The 20,218-nt window shown below is 60.8% G+C and carries 17 protein-coding genes and 2 pseudogenes; 7 read left to right on the top strand and 12 right to left on the bottom strand.

Translation table 11 applies throughout. The annotated features are described in order from the left end of the window. Positions 1 to 2: 2 nt before the first annotated feature. Positions 3 to 995: an AraC family transcriptional regulator gene (locus tag GAO09_RS25935; protein ID WP_153359232.1), complete on the bottom strand. Its 993-nt coding sequence runs from the start codon at positions 993 to 995 to the stop codon at positions 3 to 5. Positions 996 to 1,068: 73 nt separating this feature from the next. Between GAO09_RS25935 and GAO09_RS25940 the strand changes: the two genes are divergently transcribed. Then, positions 1,069 to 2,271: an MFS transporter gene (locus tag GAO09_RS25940; RefSeq protein WP_153359234.1), complete on the top strand. Its 1,203-nt coding sequence runs from the start codon at positions 1,069 to 1,071 to the stop codon at positions 2,269 to 2,271. A gap of 165 nt (positions 2,272 to 2,436) precedes the next feature. After that, positions 2,437 to 3,129, top strand: a pseudogene (locus tag GAO09_RS25945) (HPP family protein); the annotation flags it as partial. 71 nt (positions 3,130 to 3,200) lie between these two features. On the opposite strand, the gene GAO09_RS25950 reads toward GAO09_RS25945, so the two are convergent. From GAO09_RS25950 to GAO09_RS25965, 4 genes are all read right to left on the bottom strand, one after another. Then, positions 3,201 to 3,722 carry a TIGR00645 family protein gene (locus tag GAO09_RS25950; protein WP_153359238.1) on the bottom strand — a complete coding sequence of 174 codons (522 nt, stop codon included), beginning with the start codon at positions 3,720 to 3,722 and terminating at the stop codon, positions 3,201 to 3,203. A 124-nt stretch (positions 3,723 to 3,846) separates the two neighbouring features. After that, the gene (locus tag GAO09_RS25955; RefSeq protein ID WP_153359240.1) at positions 3,847 to 4,623 is read right to left on the bottom strand and encodes an ABC transporter permease; all 777 of its coding nucleotides are present in this window, start codon (positions 4,621 to 4,623) and stop codon (positions 3,847 to 3,849) included. Further along, positions 4,620 to 5,603, bottom strand: coding sequence for an ABC transporter ATP-binding protein (locus GAO09_RS25960; RefSeq protein WP_235938472.1), 984 nt, complete (start codon positions 5,601 to 5,603; stop codon positions 4,620 to 4,622). The genes GAO09_RS25955 and GAO09_RS25960 overlap by 4 nt, the downstream gene beginning before the upstream one ends. A 96-nt stretch (positions 5,604 to 5,699) precedes the next feature. Continuing rightward, positions 5,700 to 6,521, bottom strand: a complete 822-nt coding sequence (locus GAO09_RS25965) for a sulfite exporter TauE/SafE family protein (protein ID WP_153359242.1) — start codon at positions 6,519 to 6,521, stop codon at positions 5,700 to 5,702. A 601-nt stretch (positions 6,522 to 7,122) separates the two neighbouring features. Here GAO09_RS25965 and GAO09_RS25970 point away from each other — a divergent pair. The 3 genes from GAO09_RS25970 to GAO09_RS25980 all read left to right on the top strand — a co-directional run bounded on the left by GAO09_RS25970 (position 7,123) and on the right by GAO09_RS25980 (position 9,592). Continuing rightward, the gene (locus tag GAO09_RS25970) at positions 7,123 to 8,238 is read left to right on the top strand and encodes a M50 family metallopeptidase (protein ID WP_209018843.1); all 1,116 of its coding nucleotides are present in this window, start codon (positions 7,123 to 7,125) and stop codon (positions 8,236 to 8,238) included. Next, complete coding sequence (locus tag GAO09_RS25975; RefSeq protein WP_153359246.1) at positions 8,235 to 8,579, top strand: hypothetical protein; 345 nt, start codon at positions 8,235 to 8,237, stop codon at positions 8,577 to 8,579. The genes GAO09_RS25970 and GAO09_RS25975 overlap by 4 nt, the downstream gene beginning before the upstream one ends. Positions 8,580 to 8,668: 89 nt before the next feature. Next, positions 8,669 to 9,592 carry an MYG1 family protein gene (locus GAO09_RS25980; protein ID WP_153359248.1) on the top strand — a complete coding sequence of 308 codons (924 nt, stop codon included), beginning with the start codon at positions 8,669 to 8,671 and terminating at the stop codon, positions 9,590 to 9,592. A gap of 159 nt (positions 9,593 to 9,751) precedes the next feature. On the opposite strand, the gene GAO09_RS25985 is transcribed toward GAO09_RS25980, so the two are convergent. After that, positions 9,752 to 11,230, bottom strand: a complete 1,479-nt coding sequence (locus GAO09_RS25985) for an extensin-like domain-containing protein (protein WP_153359250.1) — start codon at positions 11,228 to 11,230, stop codon at positions 9,752 to 9,754. 214 nt (positions 11,231 to 11,444) lie between these two features. Beyond that, positions 11,445 to 13,259 carry a methyl-accepting chemotaxis protein gene (locus GAO09_RS25990; RefSeq protein ID WP_153359252.1) on the bottom strand — a complete coding sequence of 605 codons (1,815 nt, stop codon included), beginning with the start codon at positions 13,257 to 13,259 and terminating at the stop codon, positions 11,445 to 11,447. A 171-nt stretch (positions 13,260 to 13,430) separates the two neighbouring features. Here GAO09_RS25990 and GAO09_RS25995 point away from each other — a divergent pair. Continuing rightward, a pseudogene (locus tag GAO09_RS25995) lies at positions 13,431 to 13,823 on the top strand (acyl-CoA thioesterase). 25 nt (positions 13,824 to 13,848) lie between these two features. On the opposite strand, the gene GAO09_RS26000 reads toward GAO09_RS25995, so the two are convergent. Next, entirely contained in the window at positions 13,849 to 14,415 is a 567-nt protein-coding gene (locus GAO09_RS26000; RefSeq protein WP_153359254.1) for a DUF2087 domain-containing protein, read from the bottom strand. Between the two features lie 195 nt (positions 14,416 to 14,610). Then, positions 14,611 to 15,576: a LysR family transcriptional regulator gene (locus GAO09_RS26005; RefSeq protein ID WP_153359256.1), complete on the bottom strand. Its 966-nt coding sequence runs from the start codon at positions 15,574 to 15,576 to the stop codon at positions 14,611 to 14,613. A gap of 149 nt (positions 15,577 to 15,725) precedes the next feature. Between GAO09_RS26005 and GAO09_RS26010 the strand changes: the two genes are divergently transcribed. Continuing rightward, a complete protein-coding gene (locus GAO09_RS26010) occupies positions 15,726 to 16,340 on the top strand; it encodes an FMN-dependent NADH-azoreductase (RefSeq protein ID WP_153359258.1) in 615 nt (204 codons plus the stop codon). Positions 16,341 to 16,432: 92 nt separating this feature from the next. On the opposite strand, the gene GAO09_RS26015 is transcribed toward GAO09_RS26010, so the two are convergent. From GAO09_RS26015 to ilvA, 3 genes are all read right to left on the bottom strand, one after another. Further along, positions 16,433 to 18,397, bottom strand: coding sequence for a putative bifunctional diguanylate cyclase/phosphodiesterase (locus tag GAO09_RS26015; protein WP_153359259.1), 1,965 nt, complete (start codon positions 18,395 to 18,397; stop codon positions 16,433 to 16,435). Positions 18,398 to 18,574: 177 nt separating this feature from the next. After that, a complete protein-coding gene (locus GAO09_RS26020) occupies positions 18,575 to 18,895 on the bottom strand; it encodes an HlyU family transcriptional regulator (protein ID WP_153359260.1) in 321 nt (106 codons plus the stop codon). A 76-nt stretch (positions 18,896 to 18,971) separates the two neighbouring features. Then, positions 18,972 to 20,186, bottom strand: a complete 1,215-nt coding sequence (gene ilvA, locus GAO09_RS26025) for a threonine ammonia-lyase (RefSeq protein ID WP_410767689.1) — start codon at positions 20,184 to 20,186, stop codon at positions 18,972 to 18,974. Positions 20,187 to 20,218: the final 32 nt, after the last annotated feature.

Raw genomic sequence — 20,218 nt, forward strand, 5'->3', positions numbered from 1 at the left:
GGCTATTCGGCCGCCATCAGTTCAGCTACCGGCACGAACTCATCCGTGCGGCTGCGGAAATGGCTGGGCGGCGCTCCGATAATGCGCTTGAAGGCGCGGCTGAACGATGCCTCGGCATCATAGCCAAGCCGGTCCGCAATCACCGATACACGCGTGCCTTCCTTCAGCCACAGCCGGGCCTGATGCATGCGCACCCGCGCCACGTAACGTGCCGGCGTTTCGCCCACCACCTTGGCAAACCGTTCGGCAAAACCGGAACGTGACGCGCCCATCTGGCGGGCGAGCTCGGCCACCGACCAGTCGCGTTCCGGTTCCAGATGGATGGCCGCCAGCACGCGACCGACATCGGGACTGCGCACCGCCGCGATCCAGCCATTGGTCTCGCCGCAGCCATGCTCCACCCATGTGCGGATCATCGTCGCCATCAACACATCCGCCAACCGCGCCAGAATGCCACCGGCGCCGACCCGGTCCATGTCCACCTCGCGCGCCATGGCATCGAGAAGATGCGGAATGGTCGGTTCGCTGCGAGCAAGATCGGTGGTGGTCATCACGTCCGGCATCATTTGCAACAGCGGATGCAGCCGGTCGAGATTGAAGCGCAAGGAACCGTTGAAAATCTGCGTCTCGCCGGGCCTCTCCTGGCATTTCACGTCGTAAACGCCGGAGCAGATCTTTGTGCGCCCATACCGTTCGAACGGCACCGGCGGAACATCCGGATATTCGGCAACCACATGCGCATCGCCGCGCGGCACCAGCACGGCGTCCCCGGCCTTCAGTTGCAGCCAGTCACTCTGTCCTTGCAGTCGCAACACGGCGGAACCGGACTGGATGAAATGAAACCGCGCCGCTTCCTGTGCTGGAAAGGCGGTGGCCCACGGCGAGGCTGGCCGGCAACGGCCATATTCCACGCCATCAAGACGCAATCCCCGCAGCATTTCGCTCAGCGGATCGGAAGGGAGTTCAAATGGAGAATTGGACGAATGATCAAGCATGCCGGATTTTTTAGCATGGAAACTCCAGCCGGTCACGCCTATTCCTTGACCAACAGCAAATCAGGAGATCCCCATGCTGGACCATATCCCTTCCCCGGGCGGCGACGCCCGGACGATCGAACACGCCCGCTGGGGCGCTGTCGTTTCCATGACGCTTGGCGTCTTCGGCCTTGTCACCGCGGAGTTTCTGCCTGTCAGCCTGCTGACGCCGATTTCCAGTGACCTCAACGTCACTTCCGGCCTCGCCGGCCAGTCGATTACCATGACAGCCATCGTCGCCGCCATCGCAGGCCCAGCCGTCATTATCGGCACGCGAAAATTCGACCGCCGCTGGACCGTGCTGGCACTGACCATGACGCTGATCATTTCCAGCCTCATTGCCGCTGCCGCCAACAGCATCCACATGCTTCTTGCCGCCCGCTTCCTGCTCGGCATCGGGCTTGGTGGCTTCTGGGCCATGTCGGCAGCACTTGCCATGCGTCTCGTGCCGCCGCATCTGATGCCACGCGCCATGGCCATCATCATGGCCGGCGTCTCACTTGCCACCGTCTGTGCCGCCCCGCTCGGCGCCTGGATCGGTGCCACGATGGGATGGCGCGCCGCATTCGGCCTTTCGGCCGGCATCGGTGGCGTCGCACTGCTCGTACAGGCCTTCACCCTGCCCGCCCTGCCGCCGAGCGGCCATGCCGGTCTTGCCACCATGGCAGCCCTTCTGCGCCGGCCGGCCATGCGTCTGGGCCTCGTCACCATCCTTCTGGTGATTACCGGTCATTTTGCAGGCTTCACCTATATCCGCCCGTTCCTCGAACGCGTGCCGCATCTCGGTGTCGAAACAATCTCGCTGATCCTGCTCGCCTATGGCGTCGCCGGTTTCTTCGGTAACCTGCTCGGCGGTTTTGTATCGGAGCGCAGCCCGCGCCTTTCGATCACCATCTTCGCCAGCCTCATCGCCGCAGCAGCCGTCAGCATGGCGGTTGCCGGCAGCTCGGAAATCGTCGCGGCCACCGCCGTCGCCATCTGGGGCCTCGCCTTCGGCGCCATCCCGGTCAGCCTGCAGAGCTTTGTGGTGCGCGCCGGTTCGGATGAAGCCGAAAGCGCTGGAGCACTGATGCTGACCACGTTCCAGATCGCGATTTCCAGCGGCGCGGTTCTGGGCGGCATCCTCATCGAAACACAGGGACCGATCGCCGTCGTCACCTTCCTTGCCGCCGGCGCTCTTCTCGGCGCCTCGGTCATGGCCAGCCGTGGCCAGCAGCGACGCCTGTCGATGGGCTGATCCTTTCAGACCTGTGGTCCCGACGATCCATCAACAAAAATCCGGCCGACATCCCCGTCGGTCGGATTTTTCATTTTCGGCTCCGGCAGCGAGCATTTTTGCCCTTGGCAATGATCAAGTCACGGCGCTACGACAGCACATCTTTCATTCTGTCCAAGCCGTCCCATGCCCCCTCGCAAAATCGCTTCCCTCATCTTCACACCGATCCTTGCCGGCGCCAGCCTGCACGAACGCCTGCTTGCCGGCCTCGGCGCGCTGATCGGCATTGCCTTGACCGGCGCTCTTGCCGGCGTGCTGATCGGCCACGGCCTCTCACCGCTTCTCGTCGCGCCGATGGGCGCGTCTGCCGTGCTGGTATTTGCAGTGCCCGCCAGCCCGCTCGCCCAGCCATGGTCCGTGATCGGCGGCAATACGCTGTCGGCCGCCGTCGGCCTGCTGGTCGCACATTTCGTGGCCGAACCGGTTCTGGCCACCGGCATCGCCGTCTCGCTCGCCATTCTGGTGATGTCGCTCACCCGCTGCCTGCATCCGCCCGGCGGAGCAGCCGCCCTGATGGCCGTGCTTGGCGGCGGTGCCGTCGATGCCTGGGGACCGTTTTTCCCGGTCATGCCCGTTCTGCTCAATGCCGTCGTGCTCACGATGGCCGGCATCATCTTTCACCGCCTCTGCGGTCGTTCCTATCCGCACCGCCCGGCACCGGTCGTCACAGCGGCAAATATACCGGTGCCACCAGACATTCCGAATTTCGAAGAAGAGGATGTCGATGCGGCGCTCGCCCATCTCGACGAGACTTTCGACATCGACCGGGAAGACCTGATCCGCCTGATGCGGCAGGTGGAAGCCGAACACATCGCACGACGCACGGCCATCAAATGACAAACGGCGCCCCGAGAGGCGCCGTTTTCCATTTCCGTATTGTGCCGTAGCGATCAGATTTTCAGATCGTTCTTGTCGGCTTTGGCCGATGCCATGATCTTTTCCAGCCAGCCAAGCATCACCGCCGAAACGACGAAGGCCAGATGGATGATCGTGTACCACATCAGCTTGGCATCGGTGTATTGCGCGGCGTTGAGGAAAATCTGCAGAAGATGGATGGACGAGATCGCCACAATCGACGACGCGACCTTGATCTTCAGGCTGCCGGCATCGAGTTTGCCAAGGAAAGACACGTCCGCCTCGGTCTCGTCAAAACGGCTGACGAAATTTTCGTAGCCGGAAATCATCACCATCACGATCAGGCTGGCGACAAGGGCAGCATCGATCAGGCCGAGCATGGCGAGGATCATTTCGCCCTCACCCAGCGTGAAGACGTTTTGCGCCACCTTCCAGAACTTGGACAGGAAGGACAGCGCGTAAACCGCCAAAGCCGCAGCAAGGCCAAGGTAAAAGACGATGAGTATCCATCGGCTCGACAGAATGATCTTTTCCACGAGCAGTTCCAGCGATTTCATTGAAGTGTAGTCTCCGAGTGTCTTGGGGTGCGGATCAGATAGTCGCTGACCACGACACCCGCAAGACGACGGAACTCCCCCGCGTCGCTAGGTCGCGATTTTCCTGACGATTGCCAGTTTTGGATTAGCTGCGCAGGCGGTAGCCGGTGCGGAAAATCCAGCCGAGGATCGACAGGCAGATCACCAGGAACAGGCCGATCATGCCGAGGCTGACCACCGGATTGACGTCGGCGATCTCGTAAAAGCTCCAGCGGAAACCGCTGACGAGATATAGAACCGGATTGAAATGGCTGACCGCCTGCCAGAACGGCGGCAGCATGTCGATCGAGTAGAAACTGCCGCCAAGGAAAGTCAGAGGCGGCACGACCAGCATCGGCACGATGTTCAGCTGTTCGAAGTTCTTGGCCCAGATGCCGATGATGAAACCGAACAGGCTGAAGGTGATCGCCGTCAGCACCAGAAACAGCGCCATCATGAACGGATGGGCGATATCGATATCGACGAAGAACGAGGCCGTTGCCAGAATGATCAGGCCGATGATTAGCCCCTTGCTGGCCGCCGCACCGACATAACCGAGCAGCACTTCCGTCATCGCCACCGGCGCCGACAGAAGCTCGTAGATCGTGCCGGTGAATTTCGGGAAATAGATGCCGATCGAACCGTTGCTGATGCATTGCGTCAAAAGCGTCAGCATGATCAGGCCGGGCGTGATGAACGAGCCATAAGAGACGCCACCGACTTCCTGAATACGCGAGCCGATCGCCGTGCCGAACACGATGAAATACAGCGAGGTGGTGATGACCGGCGAAATCACGCTCTGCAACAGCGTGCGACGCATGCGGGCCATCTCGAAGAAATAGATCGACTTGACCGCTTCGAAATTGAATGTGTTGGCGCTCATGCCCGCTCTCCGATCAGCTTTACAAATATGTCCTCGAGCGAACTCTGGTGAGTGGAAATATCGCCGATAGGCACATCGGCGGCAGACAGCGCTTTCATCAGCGCCGCGATCCGGCTTCCCTGGCCGTTGCCATGCGTCTCGTCCGACGCGTAATCATGCACAAGCGCATTGCCATCATCGACCAGCTTGAGATCGAAACTTTCAAGCCCCGGCGGCACCGCCTCCAGCGGATGCGTCAACTCCAGTCGCAACTGTTTTGCGCCGAGCTTCTTCATCAGCGTGGTCTTGTCCTCGATCAGCAGCAGCTCACCGGCATTGATGACACCGACACGATCCGCGATCTCCTCAGCCTCCTCGATATAATGGGTGGTGAGGATGATGGTGACGCCCGTGGCGCGCAGTTTTTCCACCACCTGCCACATGTCGCGCCGCAGCGTCACGTCGACACCGGCGGTCGGCTCGTCGAGGAAGAGGATACGCGGTTCATGGGCCAATGCCTTGGCGATCAGCACGCGCCTTTTCATGCCGCCGGAAAGCTCACGCAGCATGTTGTCGCGCTTCTCCCACAGCGACAGGTCTTTCAAAATCTGTTCTATCAGCGCCGGGTTCTTGCCCTTGCCATGCAGGCCCCGCGAAAAGGTCACCGTGTTGATCACCGTTTCGAACTGGTCAGTGGTCAGTTCCTGCGGCACCAGCCCGATCATCGAGCGGGTGGCGCGAAAATCGCGCACCACGTCATGGCCGCCCACCGTCACCTGCCCGCCCGAAGGATTGACGAGCCCGCAGACGATCGAGATCATCGTCGTCTTGCCGGCGCCGTTCGGCCCCAGAAGCGCAAGGATCTCGCCTTCGCGGATATCGAGATCGACGCCTTTCAGCGCCTTGAACCCGTTACCGTAGACTTTTGTCAGGTTGCGGATGGAAACGACGGGAGGTTTGCCGGAATTCGGCTGGATTGGCGACATCTGAATGGGCGACATGGGGAGACTTCTGGCTGGAATGCTGTGGCGCCGGATATAAGTGTCAAACCACCGAAAAAACATCCCCCGTCAGCAGTTTCCCGTTTTCAGGGACAATCAGCTGAATACGCCGACAAAAAACTGGATCGACACGCAGACGAGGAACACGCCAAAGGCCCGCTCCAGCGCCTGCCGGCTCATCGCATGCGCCGCTCTCGCGCCATAAGGCGCCATGATCAAGGTGATCGGAATGATCAGCACCACGGCGATCCAGTTGACGTAACCGGTCGAAAGCGGCGGCAGGCCGGGCGCGCCCCATCCGCCGATGACATAGCCCACCAGACCCGGCAGCGAGATCAGCACGCCCATGCCGGAAGACGTCGCCACCGCCTGATGGATGGAGCGGCCGTAAAGCGTCATGAACGTGTTGTTGACGACACCGCCGCCGACACCCATCAGGCCGGAAAGAATGCCAAAGCTGGTGCCGACCAGAAACCGCGCCGGATTTTTTGGCAGCTCATCACCCAGCCGCCAGCTGGCCCGATTAAAAATCATCCGTCCTGCCAGAATGAGGGCGATGACGGCAAAGATCAGCCGCAGCGTCACGCTCGACGCTCTGGCGGCAACGAAAGCGGCAATCAGCGTGCCGAGCGGCACGGCGATCACCCAGCCCTTCAACAGTTCCATGTCGACCGCGCCGCGCGCCCGGTGCGCCATGAAGGAGCGGATCGAGGTCGGCACGATGATGGCAAGCGAGGTGCCTAGCGAAAGCTGCATGCGCACCTCTTCCGGCACGCCCAGCAATCCAAAGACATGAAAGAAGATCGGCACGAGAATGGCACCGCCACCGATACCGAACATGCCGGCGAGCAAACCGGACAGGACACCGCTCACCGCCAGCACGGCCGCGAAGAAAAGAATTTCCGTCAGTTCGGGCATACATTCTCCTCAACGCAAAACCGGCATTGCGGAGTCTTGTCTGCACCGCGGCACGTTCCACCGCCACACATGATTGGGTTTGTGACAGCACCACAGCCTGTGGACAAGTGCGGTTGTGACGCAAATCGGCACCATCCTAAAACGCGAACCCCACAAAAAAGATACAACCGTCATTCAGCAGTCATCTTGCCGCGCCATGTTGCCGTCGTCGGGACCGGCCAGCACCGCCGCACACGCTGCCGCCCCCGAAGCATGACCGTCCGCCGCCTTGCCCGCCCGTCCTCGTCGGGCCGCCAAGGCACCGCCTGGCTGGCGGTCACTACTGATGGAAACGCATGGCCGCCCATGCGCTTCCGGTGTTGATGCATGCAGTCGTGATGATCGAAAGCCGACGCCCCATCCCGCGTCCGCTTTCCACCCTTGGCCGGCCTCAGCGCCGGCCTTTTTTTGTGTGGCGTGTGAATCGCCGCAGACGGTAAAATTCCCGGTAGAAACACCCTCGGCATGGATATGGTCTTGGCTGCTTCCGCTGGCGTGCCATATCCCCGGTCAGTATGGCCGGATACATGGACACACCGACCGGCCTCAAGGAATAGCCGTCTTGTCTTTGCTCGCCTTCGTTTCGTTGTTCTGCAGCGCCTTCATCGCCCTCACCCTGCATGAACTGGCGCATGCCATCACCGGACATCTGGCAGGGCTGAACATCCGCCGCATCCGCATCGGCACCGAACCGATCCTGCTGCGTTTTCGCGCGTTCCACACGGATATCCAGATCGGCCTTCTGCCCACGGGCGGCGGTGTCGATCTCTACAGACCGCTGCGGCCCTCCCGGCGCAGGCGACTTGCCTTTGTCGCGGCCGGTCCGTTGATGGACATGGTTTGGTTCTGCATTCTGATTTGGCTGATGACGCAAAGCCACGAGAACGAAACGGCCAATGCCGTATTGATGCCCGCACTGGTGGTGCAAATCTGCATGCTGATTTCCAGCCTTTACCCTTGCCACGCGCATTTCTACGGCGAGCGCCTGCCAAGCGACATGCTGCACTTCTACCGCATCCTTCGCGAAAAGGACGATCCGGCAGAATTTTATCTTAAGGCCTATTTTGTCCGACTTGCGGGTTACCACAAGGACGATCTGTCCAGCCTTATCCCCTCGCGTGGCTCTGAACGGGTCGCGCACATTTATCTCGAAAGGATGCTGGACAAAAAGATCGATCGCCGTGCGCACGTGGAGGCCCTACTTCGCGAGATCGGTCTCGGCCTATCACCGCTTGAGGAAGTCGCCATTATCGACGGCCTGATAACCGACGCCATTCGCCACCCGCCGACCCAGTATGAAAGCGAGCTTGACGCCCTCTCGGCGCGCGCCATTACGCTATATCCCGATCTCAAAACCCTCAAAGGTTCGCGTGCCGCCGTTCTCGCCCGCGCCGGTCGCCATCAGGAAGCGCTGGAACTGCTCGAACAGGCGGAATACGAGCGTGTGTTCGACCGTAGCCTCAACACCGCCTTCCGGGCTCTGGCGCTGTTTCATGCCGGCCGGCAGGAGGACGCCCGCGCTGCACTGGACCAATCCGTTCGTATCCTGCGGGAGGACGAGCCAAACTGGCGGCATGGTCAGGATATTCTGCAGATTGTCGGCCAGCAGATCGGTTATTGGCCGGACTTTGCCGATGACCCGCCGGAGCCTGAACAGGGAACGGAAAGTTCAGCATGACACGGAGACCGTTTCGAAAACACCCCGGCGGCAACAAGGCATCCGAGATAAAAGCCGCCGTGATCACGGTCATCGTTTTTGCCACCATCACATTCGCGGGTTTCTGCCTGTTCTTCGCCGGTGATCCCGTCCCGCCAGAGGGGGCAGACATATGGTCGATCCTTTGCTGGATCGGCATTCTGGTCGGCGCCATTGCCGCCTATTGCACGTGTCAGGCATTGTTCGACCTGTTCGTCGCCGCCACCATAGGCAACGAGTGGATGATCGGCATCATCATGCTGCTTTTTCTCGTCTGTCTCATTTTCGCATTCGTCGATGGACTGGCCCTCCTCATCGACTGACCGAAAAACTCCGCCCTTGAGCCGGCGGCCCTCACCGGCTATCTGGGGCCTCCATAAAACTCCTCCGTCAAAACAAGGTACCTCCCGGCATGATCCCAGATTTCCTCGTCACCCATTCCGGTGGCTTCCATGCCGATGAGCTGATGTCTTCCGTCATCCTCACGCGTCTCTTCCCGAACGCGAAACTGGTGCGCAGCCGCGCGCCGGAATGGATCACGCCCGGCTCCGACCGCATCATCTACGATGTCGGCGGTGCCTATGATGCCGAAGCCGGCATTTTCGACCATCACCAGCGCGGCGCACCGCTGCGCGAAGATGGTTCGCCCTACTCATCCTTCGGCCTGATCTGGAAACATTTTGGCCGCGCCTATCTTCTGGCGCTCGACGTGCCGGAAGCGCACGCCGATGCCGTGCATGCCGCTTTCGATGAGAAATTCGTGCTGCCGATCGATCTCCTCGATAACGGCGCAGTCGATCCGTCCATCGCCGGGCCACTGGTCAGCCTGACGCTGCCGAGCCTGCTCGCCACCCTGAAACCCGTTTTCGACGCCAAGGATGCCGACGCTGACGACCGCGCCTTTGACGTAGCACTCACTATAGCCCGCACCTTTATCGAGGCTGGCATCGCCCAGCGCGCCTCAAAACTGCGTGCCGAAAGCCTCGTCCTCGATGCAATCGCCGCCACCGGTGAAAACCGCGTGCTGGAATTGTCGATGGGCATGCCGTTCCGCCCGGCCATCGTGAAGGCCGGCGCCGATCATCTTCTTTTCGTCGTCCATCCGCGCGACAAGGACTGGTGCGTGACCGGCATCCGCCTCAGTGATGACGGTTTTGAACAGCGCGCCGATCTCCCCGCCGCATGGGCGGGCCTGAACAATGGTGAACTGGAAAAGGTCTCGGGTGTGATCGGCGCGGTCTTCTGCCACAATGCCCGCTTCATCGCCGCAGCCAAAACCCGCGAGGCGGCACTTGCCATGGCGGAGATCGCCGTGAAGGAAGCACTGGCTGGTTAAATCGCCAGCCGGACTGCTGAAGTCGAAGACACAACCATCGTCATCCTCGGGCTAGTCCCGAGGATCTGCTGCGGTCTGATGTCATTGGCGTGGTTAGATCCTTGGGACAAGCCCCAGGATGACGACCCGGTGAAAGGCGCCAATGCCCGCCAGACACACTCAGTCGCAATAACGGCTGCTCGATTTGCGCTGTCTCAGGTCGAAGTGAAAATGGTTCCAGTGCTCCTTGTTGGAACCTGGGCCGAGCACGGTGTTGAAATATTTGCAGCTGTCGGTGCGCACGGCCTTCAAGAGCGCGCCTTCGCGGAAGGAAAACAGGCCCTTCTTGCGCACGTCGATATCCTTGCCGTTCTTCAACACGAACTTGCCGACATCGATGGCATTGCCACGCGAATGTTCGGACATCGGATTGTATTTCTGGCGGCTGTTGTTCATGCGGCGGCAGGAATAACCACCCAGCGGCACGATGCGCTTGACGCCGCTCCAGTAGCGATAACGCGAGGATGGCGCCAGTTCGTATTTCACCCAGCGGGCAAAGGCCAGCGTCGTCTGGCAATTGAGTTTGACCGACGGTTTGACGTCGATATCGCCGGAAAGGCCGGTCAGCTCGACCGGGTAATCGATGCCGCAGCTCGGCCCGTCGCTGATCCGCTCGGCATTACGGAATTCCACACCGAGACGACGCAGTTCCACCCGGCATGAGGCTTCGGACGCCGGCATGGCCTCCGGCCCGCGCGGCGGCGCGATCGGTGCGCGTTCATCCATCGGATTGGGCGTGCGCAACATCGCCACCTCTTCGGTGCGCGCAGCACCACCCACCTGGCGGGTGCCAAACGGCGTCGACTGGCGCTGCCACGGCTGCTCGCCGTTGATGTCGCCACCGCGATCAGCACGTTGACCGCTACCCGAACGTTTGGGCGGCACGATCACCGGCTCATCGGCGAGGTTTTGCCCCCCGCCCCGACGGCCAAGCGCACGCGGACTGTCGCTGCCGATACCATCGACAACCGGCTGGTTGCCGACACCTTCGGCAATATCCGTCTGCTGTTCCTCGGCGAGACCCACGACGCCGTTATTGCCGCCGACGCCGAGTTCGGAATCCATGTTGACGCCACCATCGGCACCTTGCGCCGACATGCCGTTTGACATGCCCTGTCCGCGTGAAACGGCAGCCACGCCTTCATCGCTGTCTATGCCCGGAAGGCGGCCCTGCTGCACGCGGGCGTTTCTGACCGGTTGGCCGGAAGGTTCGGGCGGCATCGGGCCGCCCCATTGTTCATTGCCCGTTGCCGGCGGCATCGGCTGCTGCGCAATGCCGGCATTCTGCCCGCCATACCCACCATAAGACGATCCGGGATTACCGTTGACGCCCGGCTCGCGCAGGTAACCGTAGGAGGATTGGCTTTGATCGACGGAAGCCGGCGGCATGGGATTTGAAAGGCCGGCGGTGGAGGTGGAGGTGCCGCCATAGGTCTGGTTGGCCGGCATGTTTGCGGGCGGCATGGGGCGGATCGCGCCGACGCGCGTGCCGTTGTCTATGCCGGCCGGCGGCACGAGACCTTCCGCCGAACATGCCGTCAGCATTGTCGTGATCATCAGCGAAGCCGTGAGCCGCCGCCAGAAAAGAGCATACGCCATACCAGAATGCCTTACCTGTCCAAGGGGTCGTCCGTTCTTCGTGACAGATTCGCCACTCCTCCGGATTCTAGGCGCGCTTAGTAAACGAAACCTTGAGCGATCAAGGCGGTTTCAAGGTCATATCGGGACAGAAGTGCCGTAAAACGGGCCATTGGCACGCAAAAGGCCGCCGAATTTTTTCTCCGGCGGCCTTCAATCACATCAAGGGAGAGCATCACGCCGCGTTGCGCATGTTCCCCATCGCAGCATTGCCCAAGCGGAAACCGGAGATCAGCTGCTGCAGATGGCGGCTCTGGTCGGCCAGCGTCTGGCTGGCTGCCGTCTGTTCCTCCACCATTGCGGCGTTCTGCTGGGTCATCTGATCCATCTGGTTGACGGAGGCATTCACCGCCTGCAGCCCGTTCGCCTGCTCGCCTGCCGCCTTGGCAATGTCGGAGACATAGGTGTTCACACGTTCCACCAGATGCACGATCTCCACCAGCGCATCGCCTGTCGAGCGGACAAGGGTCACGCCCGCCTCCACTTCATGGGTGGAATTGCTAATCAGCGCCTTGATTTCGCGGGCGGCATTGGCAGACCGCTGAGCCAGTTCGCGCACTTCCTGCGCCACGACCGCAAAACCACGGCCCGCCTCGCCGGCTCGCGCCGCCTCGACACCCGCGTTCAGAGCCAAAAGATTGGTCTGGAAGGCAATCTCGTCGATGACGCCGATGATCTGGCTGATCTTGGTCGAAGACTCCTCGATCCGCCCCATCGCCTCGACGGCATTCCGCACGATCTGGCCGGAACGGTCGGCACTTGCCTTGGTTTCGGCCACCACCTTGCTTGCTTCCTTGGCGCGCTCGGAAGCGGCCTTGACGGTCACGGTGATCTCATCGAGCGCCGCTGCCGTTTCCTCCAGAGCCGCCGCCTGCTGTTCGGTGCGGCGTGACAAATTGTTGGTGGCGCCGCTGATATCGGCGGCGCTGTCGTAAACCACATGGCCGGTTTCGGAGATCGCCTGCACGGTCGAATTCAGTGCCTCGACGGCCGCGTTGAAATCGTCGCGCAGTTTTGCGTAATCGGTCCCGATCTCGGAGAGCGACATGGAAAGATCGCCGCTCGCCAGGGCTTCCAGCGCCTGCCCCAGCTGCGACATCGCCCTGCCCTGCTTTTCGGCGGCACCGCGCAGCATGTCCTCATTGCCGCGACGCTCTTCGTCCAGCGCCCGCTGCTGCTCGATCTCGCGGCGCTGCATGGCCGCGCGCTCATCAACGCTGTCGCGCAGCACCACCAGCGCCCGTGCCATCGCCCCCATTTCGTTGCGATGATCGGTGCCATGAACCTCGATGCCGGAACGGCCATCGGCAATCGCCTGCAGCACGCGGCGCACGCCGGCAATCGGGTTGGCGACGCTGCGGATCACCACATAGGCTCCAGCCAGAAGAAGCAACAGGCCACCGCCGGAAATCGCCGCAAACCGCGTGGCGTTCTGCCAGAACATCGCCTTCAGGTCGTCGGAATAAACGCCGGTACCGACCACCCAGCCCCAGGGCTCGAAACCGGCGACATGCGAAAACTTTTCGACCGGCTGATCGGCTCCCGGCTTTGGCCAGTAATAGTCCGAAAAACCCTGCCCCGTTGCCTTCACCACCTTGGTGAATTCGACGAACAGGAATTTGCCGTTCGGATCCTTGTTCTGCGACAGATCGGTGCCGTTCATTTCCGGCTTGATCGGATGCATGACCATGAAAGGCCGCATGTCGTTGATCCAGAAATAACCGCTGCCATTGCCATACCGCATGGCGCCGATCACCTTCTTCGCCTCGGTCTGCGCCGCTTCGCGGGTCATTGTGCCCGAAGTTTCCAGCCCATGATACTGTTTGAGAATGGCGATGGCGTTGTCGTTCATGGCGGCGAGACCCGCCTTGCGCTCGGCTTCGGCCGAGCGATAACTCTCGAATAGCGAAAAGGTCATTGCCGCGCCAAGAACCAGCGCGGACAGCAATACCAACAGGTAAAGCCTTGCAGAGATTGTCAGATGCCTCATGTCACCCCCCAATAGTGATTTGTTCTTTTAAAATTTATTCGAATTCTTTTACTAACGCGTAAAAGTGCATTTGCCCGTTAAATTGGCATATGCACCGCTTGCCGAAGCAAGACGACATGCCTATTGTCGGGATTTATTGCACCGCACAAGAATAACGCACTGGAACAGACGATGACCGACACTGCCAAGACTGTACCCACGGGAGAACTGACGCTGCGCACGCTCGCCATGCCCGCCGACGCCAATCCGGCCGGCGACATTTTCGGCGGATGGGTTATGGCGCAGATGGACCTGGCAAGCGGCATCCGGGCCGCCGAGCGCGCCCATGGCCGCGTGGTGACCGCAGCAGTCAAGGAAATGGCGTTCGAGCTGCCGGTGAAGATCGGCGACACGCTGAACATCTACACGCAGATCGCCAGGGTCGGCCGCACCTCGATCACGCTGACCGTTGAAGCCTAGGCGCAGCGCGCGCGCCACCGCGCGCTGGAAAAGGTTACCGCCGGCACGTTCATCATGGTGGCACTGGACGAGGACGGCAAACCGAAGCCGGTGCCGGGCGAATAATTCCCGACACCGATCCGGCGACGGATCAGGCGGCCTTCGCCGCCCTCTCCGCAATCCTTCGCAAAAGCAACGGCAATTCCGGCGGCGGCACCTTCTCCATCCAGCGATAGTCGCTGCCGTCGCGATTGCGCCGCATCATCCCGAGATCGACCATGTCGCGCCGCAGCAGTGCGGCATCACCAAACGTGTGCAGCGTATCAAGCAAAGCACTGATCTCGCGTTCCGAAAACAATCTGTCGCGCGGGATCTTTGACCACAGATACCACAGGCACAATTCCTGCTGTGCCCTCTTGGTCGGCCAGCGGATGATCAGCCCGTCGCCACTGAACAGGCGCAAGGTGCGGCCCACCCGTGTTTCATCGGCAACCGGCTGGGGCACCGGATCGGCATTTATATTCCAAGCCTGGATGACCTCGGCACGCTGCTGCTTGTCGCGCAAGTGCTGAAAATTGCGAAAACCCGCCGCTTTCGACAGCAGGTTCAAAACTTCCACATGGCTGGGCTTGTGATCGAGCGCCGAAAACTTTTCGCGCACGGATTTGGCGAAGGCCGAAAGATCGGCAACTTCCATCGGAATGATGGTTCTGGACATAACTTACCCTCGATGCGCCGTTCCTGACATGAGGTATCGATGGTCGCCGTCTTGTCGATTTCGGCACGGGATAAGTGCTCAACATCAAAGAATAAGCAGGTTTAGCTTCCCTTGCGGGACGGCAACGCCTCGGTGAACTGCAGACCGTCGCGCATACCTATCATAGCCAATGGGCGCGTCAAGAATGGCGACGCCTCATTCCGCCGCCAGACGCAGTGGACGTGGCTCGTCCAGTCCCAGAATGTCCGAAAAATCCTTGTGGTTCGGGCAGTTCGAAAGCCGCACCTTGAAGGCCTCCACCAGCCAGGATGCCGCCGGCCCCAGCGGATGCGACGCCTTGTGCATGGCATAAAGCGGATATTCGCCCTGCTGATAGGCGTCGAGTTTCAGGGCAACCAGCCTGCCATCGGCCAGATCGTGACGCACCAGCGATGCCGGCAATCCGCCCCAGCCCAGTCCGCCCTTGATCAGCTGGTGTTTGGTGGCGATATCGCTCACCCGCCAGATCTTGAAGGACAGCACATTGAAATCGCGGCCATTGGTGAGACCGGATGCATCGGTCACCACCATCTGCACCTCTTCGCGCACATCGGCGAGCGTCAGCGGCCGGTCGATCTGCGCCAGCGGGTGGTCGGATGCTGCCACCGGCAGCATGAAGGAATGGCCGATCTTTTCCGCCACCAGCGTATCGTCCTTGCTCAGCATCGCGCCGCCAAGCCCGATATCGGCACGGCCGGACGACACCATGTCCATCACCATGCCGAGTTCGCCGACATGCAGGTTGAGCGACACGGAGGGAAAGCGGGCGCGAAACTCCCGCAATTCCGCCACCACGGCATCGGCCGGCACCATGACGGAGATCGCCATGGTCAGCTCCGCCTCAAGCCCCTGTTTGATGCTTTTCGCCCGCGCCCGCATCAGCTGCAGATCGGCAACGATGCGGCGGGCATCGGCCAGCATGGCGCGCCCCTCATCCGTCAGTTTCGGCTGGCGGCCGCCGCGTTCGAACAGCGACATTTCCAGCTGAGCCTCCAGATTGGCGATCGTATAGCTGACCACCGACTGGGCACGGTTCATCCGACGTGCGGCAGCGGAAAAGCTCCCCGTTTCGGCAACGGCCAGAAAAACCTGCAACTGATCGAGCGTGGGATTGGCGTCCATTCGACCTATCCATTTCCTAGATAACTAGCTTCGACATTATCCCGGTTCTCTCGATAGGTGTCCACGCCTATTTGTGTCGTCAAGCGAGGACGGGACATCTCGGCCCAACCTTCGAAGAAACAACCACAATCCGATCAAGGAAATTGTCCATGTCGTCCATTCTCCTCGTCACCTCCAGCCCGCGCGCCGAATCCCTGTCGACGAAAGTGGCAACCGAATTCGTCGATAAGTTGAAGGCCAACAATGCGGCCGCAACTGTCGCGTATCGCGACCTCGGCAAGAACCCGATCGCCCATCTCGACCCGGTCACCACTTCCGCCATCAAGAAGCAGCCGGCTGACCGTACGCCAGAAGAAGCAGCAGCCGTCGTCGAATCCGACACGCTGACCAACGAACTGCTGGCCGCCGACACGGTCGTCATCGCCACCGGCCTCATCAACTTCAACATCTACTCCTCACTGAAGTCGTGGATCGACATGGTCGCCCGCGCCGGCATGACCTTCCGTTACACGGCAGAAGGCCCGGAAGGCCTTGCCAAGAACAAGAAGGTCTACATCGTGCTGTCTGCTGCCGGCGTTTATTCCGATGGCCCGGCCGTCGCCATGAACCATGCCGTTCCGTACCTGAAGACGGTTCTCGCCTTCATGGGCATGAACGATGTCGAAGTTATCTATGTCGAAGGCACGGCTTTTGGTCCGGAAGCATTCGAAAAGGCCATCGCCTCTGCCGCTGCTCGCACCGACGAGCTGGCCAAGGCTGCCTGATTTTTAAAAAATCCACCGCTGAAATGAAAAATGGCGACCGATGCAGATCGGTCGCCATTTTCATTTGAAGCCCCACGATGGGCGCGGACCGATCAGACGGCCTCGCGCTCAAGCTCCACCACCTGCGCGGCATGCGTGTTCTTGCCGCGGTGCGCCGCTTCGGCCATACCCTTGAGCTGCATGCCGATCGCCGGTCGCACCTCGGTCAGGCGGTCGCCCACCGGCACCGGCCGGCCAAGCAGATAACCCTGCAACTCATCACAGCCAGCCTGGGTCAGGAACAGCGCTTCTTCAATCGTTTCCACGCCTTCGGCAACGATCTGCATGCCAAGGCCATTGCCGAGTGCGATGATGGAGCGGACGATAACCTGCGCGCTGTCGACCACGCCGAGATTGCTGACGAAACTGCGGTCGATCTTGATCGTGTCGAACGGATAACGGCTGAGATAGCTCAGCGAGGAATAACCGGTGCCGAAATCGTCCAGGGCCACATCGAAGCCCATGCGCTTCAATTCGTCGAGCACCTGCAATGCGCGTTTGTCGTCGTCGATCAGCACGCTTTCGGTGATTTCGAGCTCGATCTGCGAGGCCTGAGTACCGGTCTCCTTCAGCATCTCGCCGAGGCGGACCAGGAAACGGCTTGCGCGGAACTGCAGCGGGCTGACGTTGACGCTGATGCGGCGACCTTCCAGTCCATGACTCAGGCGGCAAGCCTCGGCGATCACCCATTCGCCCAGAGCCACGATCTGGCCGGACGCTTCCGCCACCGGGATGAATTCACCCGGCGACACGAGGCCGCGCTGCGGATGGTTCCAGCGCAGCAGCGCCTCATAGGCAACGACATCGGCGGTGACCGCATTGACCCGCGGCTGCAAATAGAGTTCGAACTCGCCACGCGCGATGGCGAGGTCGAGATCCGCTTCCAGCGCACGCCGCTTTTCGATTGCCTCGTTCATGCCCGGCCTGAAGACGAGGCTTGCGCCACGCCCCTGCTGCTTGGCATGGAAAAGCGCGATATCGGCCTTGCCCACCAGTCCATCAAGGTGGGCCGCATGTTCCGGGCAAAGCGCTCCGCCAATGCTGACATCGAGCTGCAGTCTTTCGCCTGTCGCGATCTCGATCGGTTCGACCATGCTGGCGAGCAGGCGATGCCCAAAATCCTCGATCTGGAAACTGAAATGCGTGTTGGCCAGGATTACAGCGAACTCGTCGCCTCCCAGGCGAGCGACCAGATCATGGGGACCAAGCAGCCGCTGCAAACGGGCCGCCGTCTCACGGATCACCGTGTCTCCGGCATGGTGGCCGTGGCCGTCATTAACATCCTTGAAGCGATCGATATCGACCATGGCGATGGCAAAGCTTGCGCCGCGGGCGCTCAATTCCGCCACGCGTTCAGCAAATAGTGCGCGGTTCGGCAGGCCGGTCAAAACATCGTGCTGCGCCAGATGGCGGATACGTTGTTCGGCCTCCTTGCGCTCACGCAAATCGACGAAACATCCAACCCGCGCCCGTTGGCCGTGATAGAGGATATCGCGCCCACGCGCTTGCACCGGAATGCGTTCCCCATTCGAGGCGACGAGAACCAGTTCATGGATCGTGTCGTCGTTGAAAGTGGTGACCGTCGCGACATCGATGTCAGGCCCGTCGCGAAGAAAATCGTAGATGCTTGTACCGGGCAGATCCTTGGGCGACCGCCCCAGCAGTTTCGCCAGTTGCGGATTGCCATCGATGACGATGCCATCGCGATGAATGATGATCGCTTCGAAAGTGGCGCTGGCAAGGGCGGCCACGCGCTCGCCATCATCGCCGGCGACGGTCTTTTTCGTTTTCTTGCGCTGGAAAGCTGCCAGCGTCCAGGCCTTGCGACCGGGAATAAGCCAGCCGATTCCTGCAAAGGCAAGCGCACTGATGCCAAGCCCCCAGTAAAGATCGGAAAGAATGGATCCCGTCGGCGATGCCACCGCTACCGTGCCGGTCGCAGCCGCAACAGCCTGCGGCGCGGTGCAGGCAAGAAGGCTAAGCGCGAGCCAGCCTGTATGTGTGCAACGTGCTCGCATCAGCGGACCAGCAACTCAGTGACAAGATGAGCGCAAGGTACCGACAAGGCCTTAATTTTGCATGATCGCGAGATGGCAGCAATCAGCGATTTCAGCAACAGGATCAAACCTGTCTCTGACTTTTTCGTGAGAGCGGAGAATGACTTACGTTACGACAGAATACTCTGCGCCAAGCGGTCAGGCCGAACGCTCCGGCGCGCCATCGGAAAACAGCGAGGCGCCGTTCTGATCGATGATCTGGCGTGCCTTGCGAAACGTGCTTTCCACCGCATCGTCCATTGAGGTGAACATGTCGGCACGAATGAAAGTGCGCACCAGAACGGCGTCACCGACCTGTTTTTCGATACGGCCAGCCAAGCGATACTGGCTGCCTTCCTTGATCGGCGCCGGGTGGATCATGCAGCCCGCATGTTCCTGCGGCTCGACAGCCGGACCCGCCGCCTTGGGGGCGTCACCGGAGGAAAACATCGAAAGGAGATTGGAAATAAATGAAGCCATGGTCGCAGCCTTATCATACCGGTCATGATGCCGGAAGCCCCGGCATACCGCGGCTTCCAATCGAAACGCCCACCGATCAGATGATCAGGTTGGCCAGAATTTCGTTTTCGGTGATGTCCTCGTAACCAAGGCCCGCCGCTTCGAAACGCTGGAACAGGCCGGCAAAGTTTTCCGGCGCAGTGGTTTCGATACCTATCAGGATCGAACCGAAATTGCGGGCCGATTTCTTCAGATATTCGAAACGCGCAACGTCGTCATCGGGGCCGAGCATATCGAGAAAGTCGCGCAGCGCGCCGGGGCGCTGCGGCAGCCGCAGGATGAAATACTTTTTCAGACCTGAGAAGCGCATGGCGCGCTCCTTCACATCCGGCAGGCGTTCGAAATCAAAATTGCCACCTGACACGACGCAGACCACCGTCTTGCCCGCCAGATAATCCGGTCCCAGTTCTTCCAGCGCCCGGATCGACAGAGCACCCGCCGGCTCCAGCACCACGCCTTCGAGATTGAGCATCTCGGTAATCGTCACGCAGATGGCGTTCTCTTCGATCAGTTTTACCTGTTCCGGCGGAAAACCCTTCAGCCGCTCAAAGTTCAGCGTGCCGATCCGCGCAACGGCTGCGCCATCGACAAAATTGTCGACCTTCGGCAACGTCACCGGCTCGCCGGCCAGCAGCGACGTCTTCAGGCTCGGCGCGCCTTCCGGCTCGACGAACAGAAAGTTTTGCGGTTCCACGACATCCTTCAGGAAACCGGTCGCGCCCGATGCCAGCCCGCCACCGCCAACCGGCAGGATGACGAGATCCGGCACCGAGCCGCTCGGCAGCTGGTCCATCACTTCTGCCGCAACGGTCGCCTGCCCCTCGATGATATCGGCATCATCGAAAGGCGGCACCATCATCGCGCCCGTCGTCTCCACATGCTCGCGCGCCGCCGCATAGCACTGGTCAAAGATATCGCCGACCAGACGGATCTGGATGAAGGCGCCACCGAACATGCGGGTCTTGTCGATCTTCTGCTGCGGTGTCGTCACCGGCATGAAGACCACGCCCCGCACTTCGAAATGGCGGCAGACGAAGGCAAAGCCCTGAGCATGATTGCCGGCCGAGGCGCAGACAAACACGCGGTCGCGCCCATGTGTCTCGACGGCCTTGCGCATGAAATTGAAAGCGCCCCGGATCTTGTAGGAACGGACGGGCGACAGATCCTCGCGCTTCAGCCAGATTTCCGCACCATAGCGACGACTCAAATGTTCGTTGAGCTGCAATGGCGTTTCGGGAAATATTTCCCGCATGGCCACCTGCGCATCCGCAACCGCGACTTTAT

It is taken from the genome of Endobacterium cereale (assembly GCF_009617585.1).
GTDB classification, from domain to species: Bacteria; Pseudomonadota; Alphaproteobacteria; order Rhizobiales; family Rhizobiaceae; genus Neorhizobium; species Neorhizobium cereale.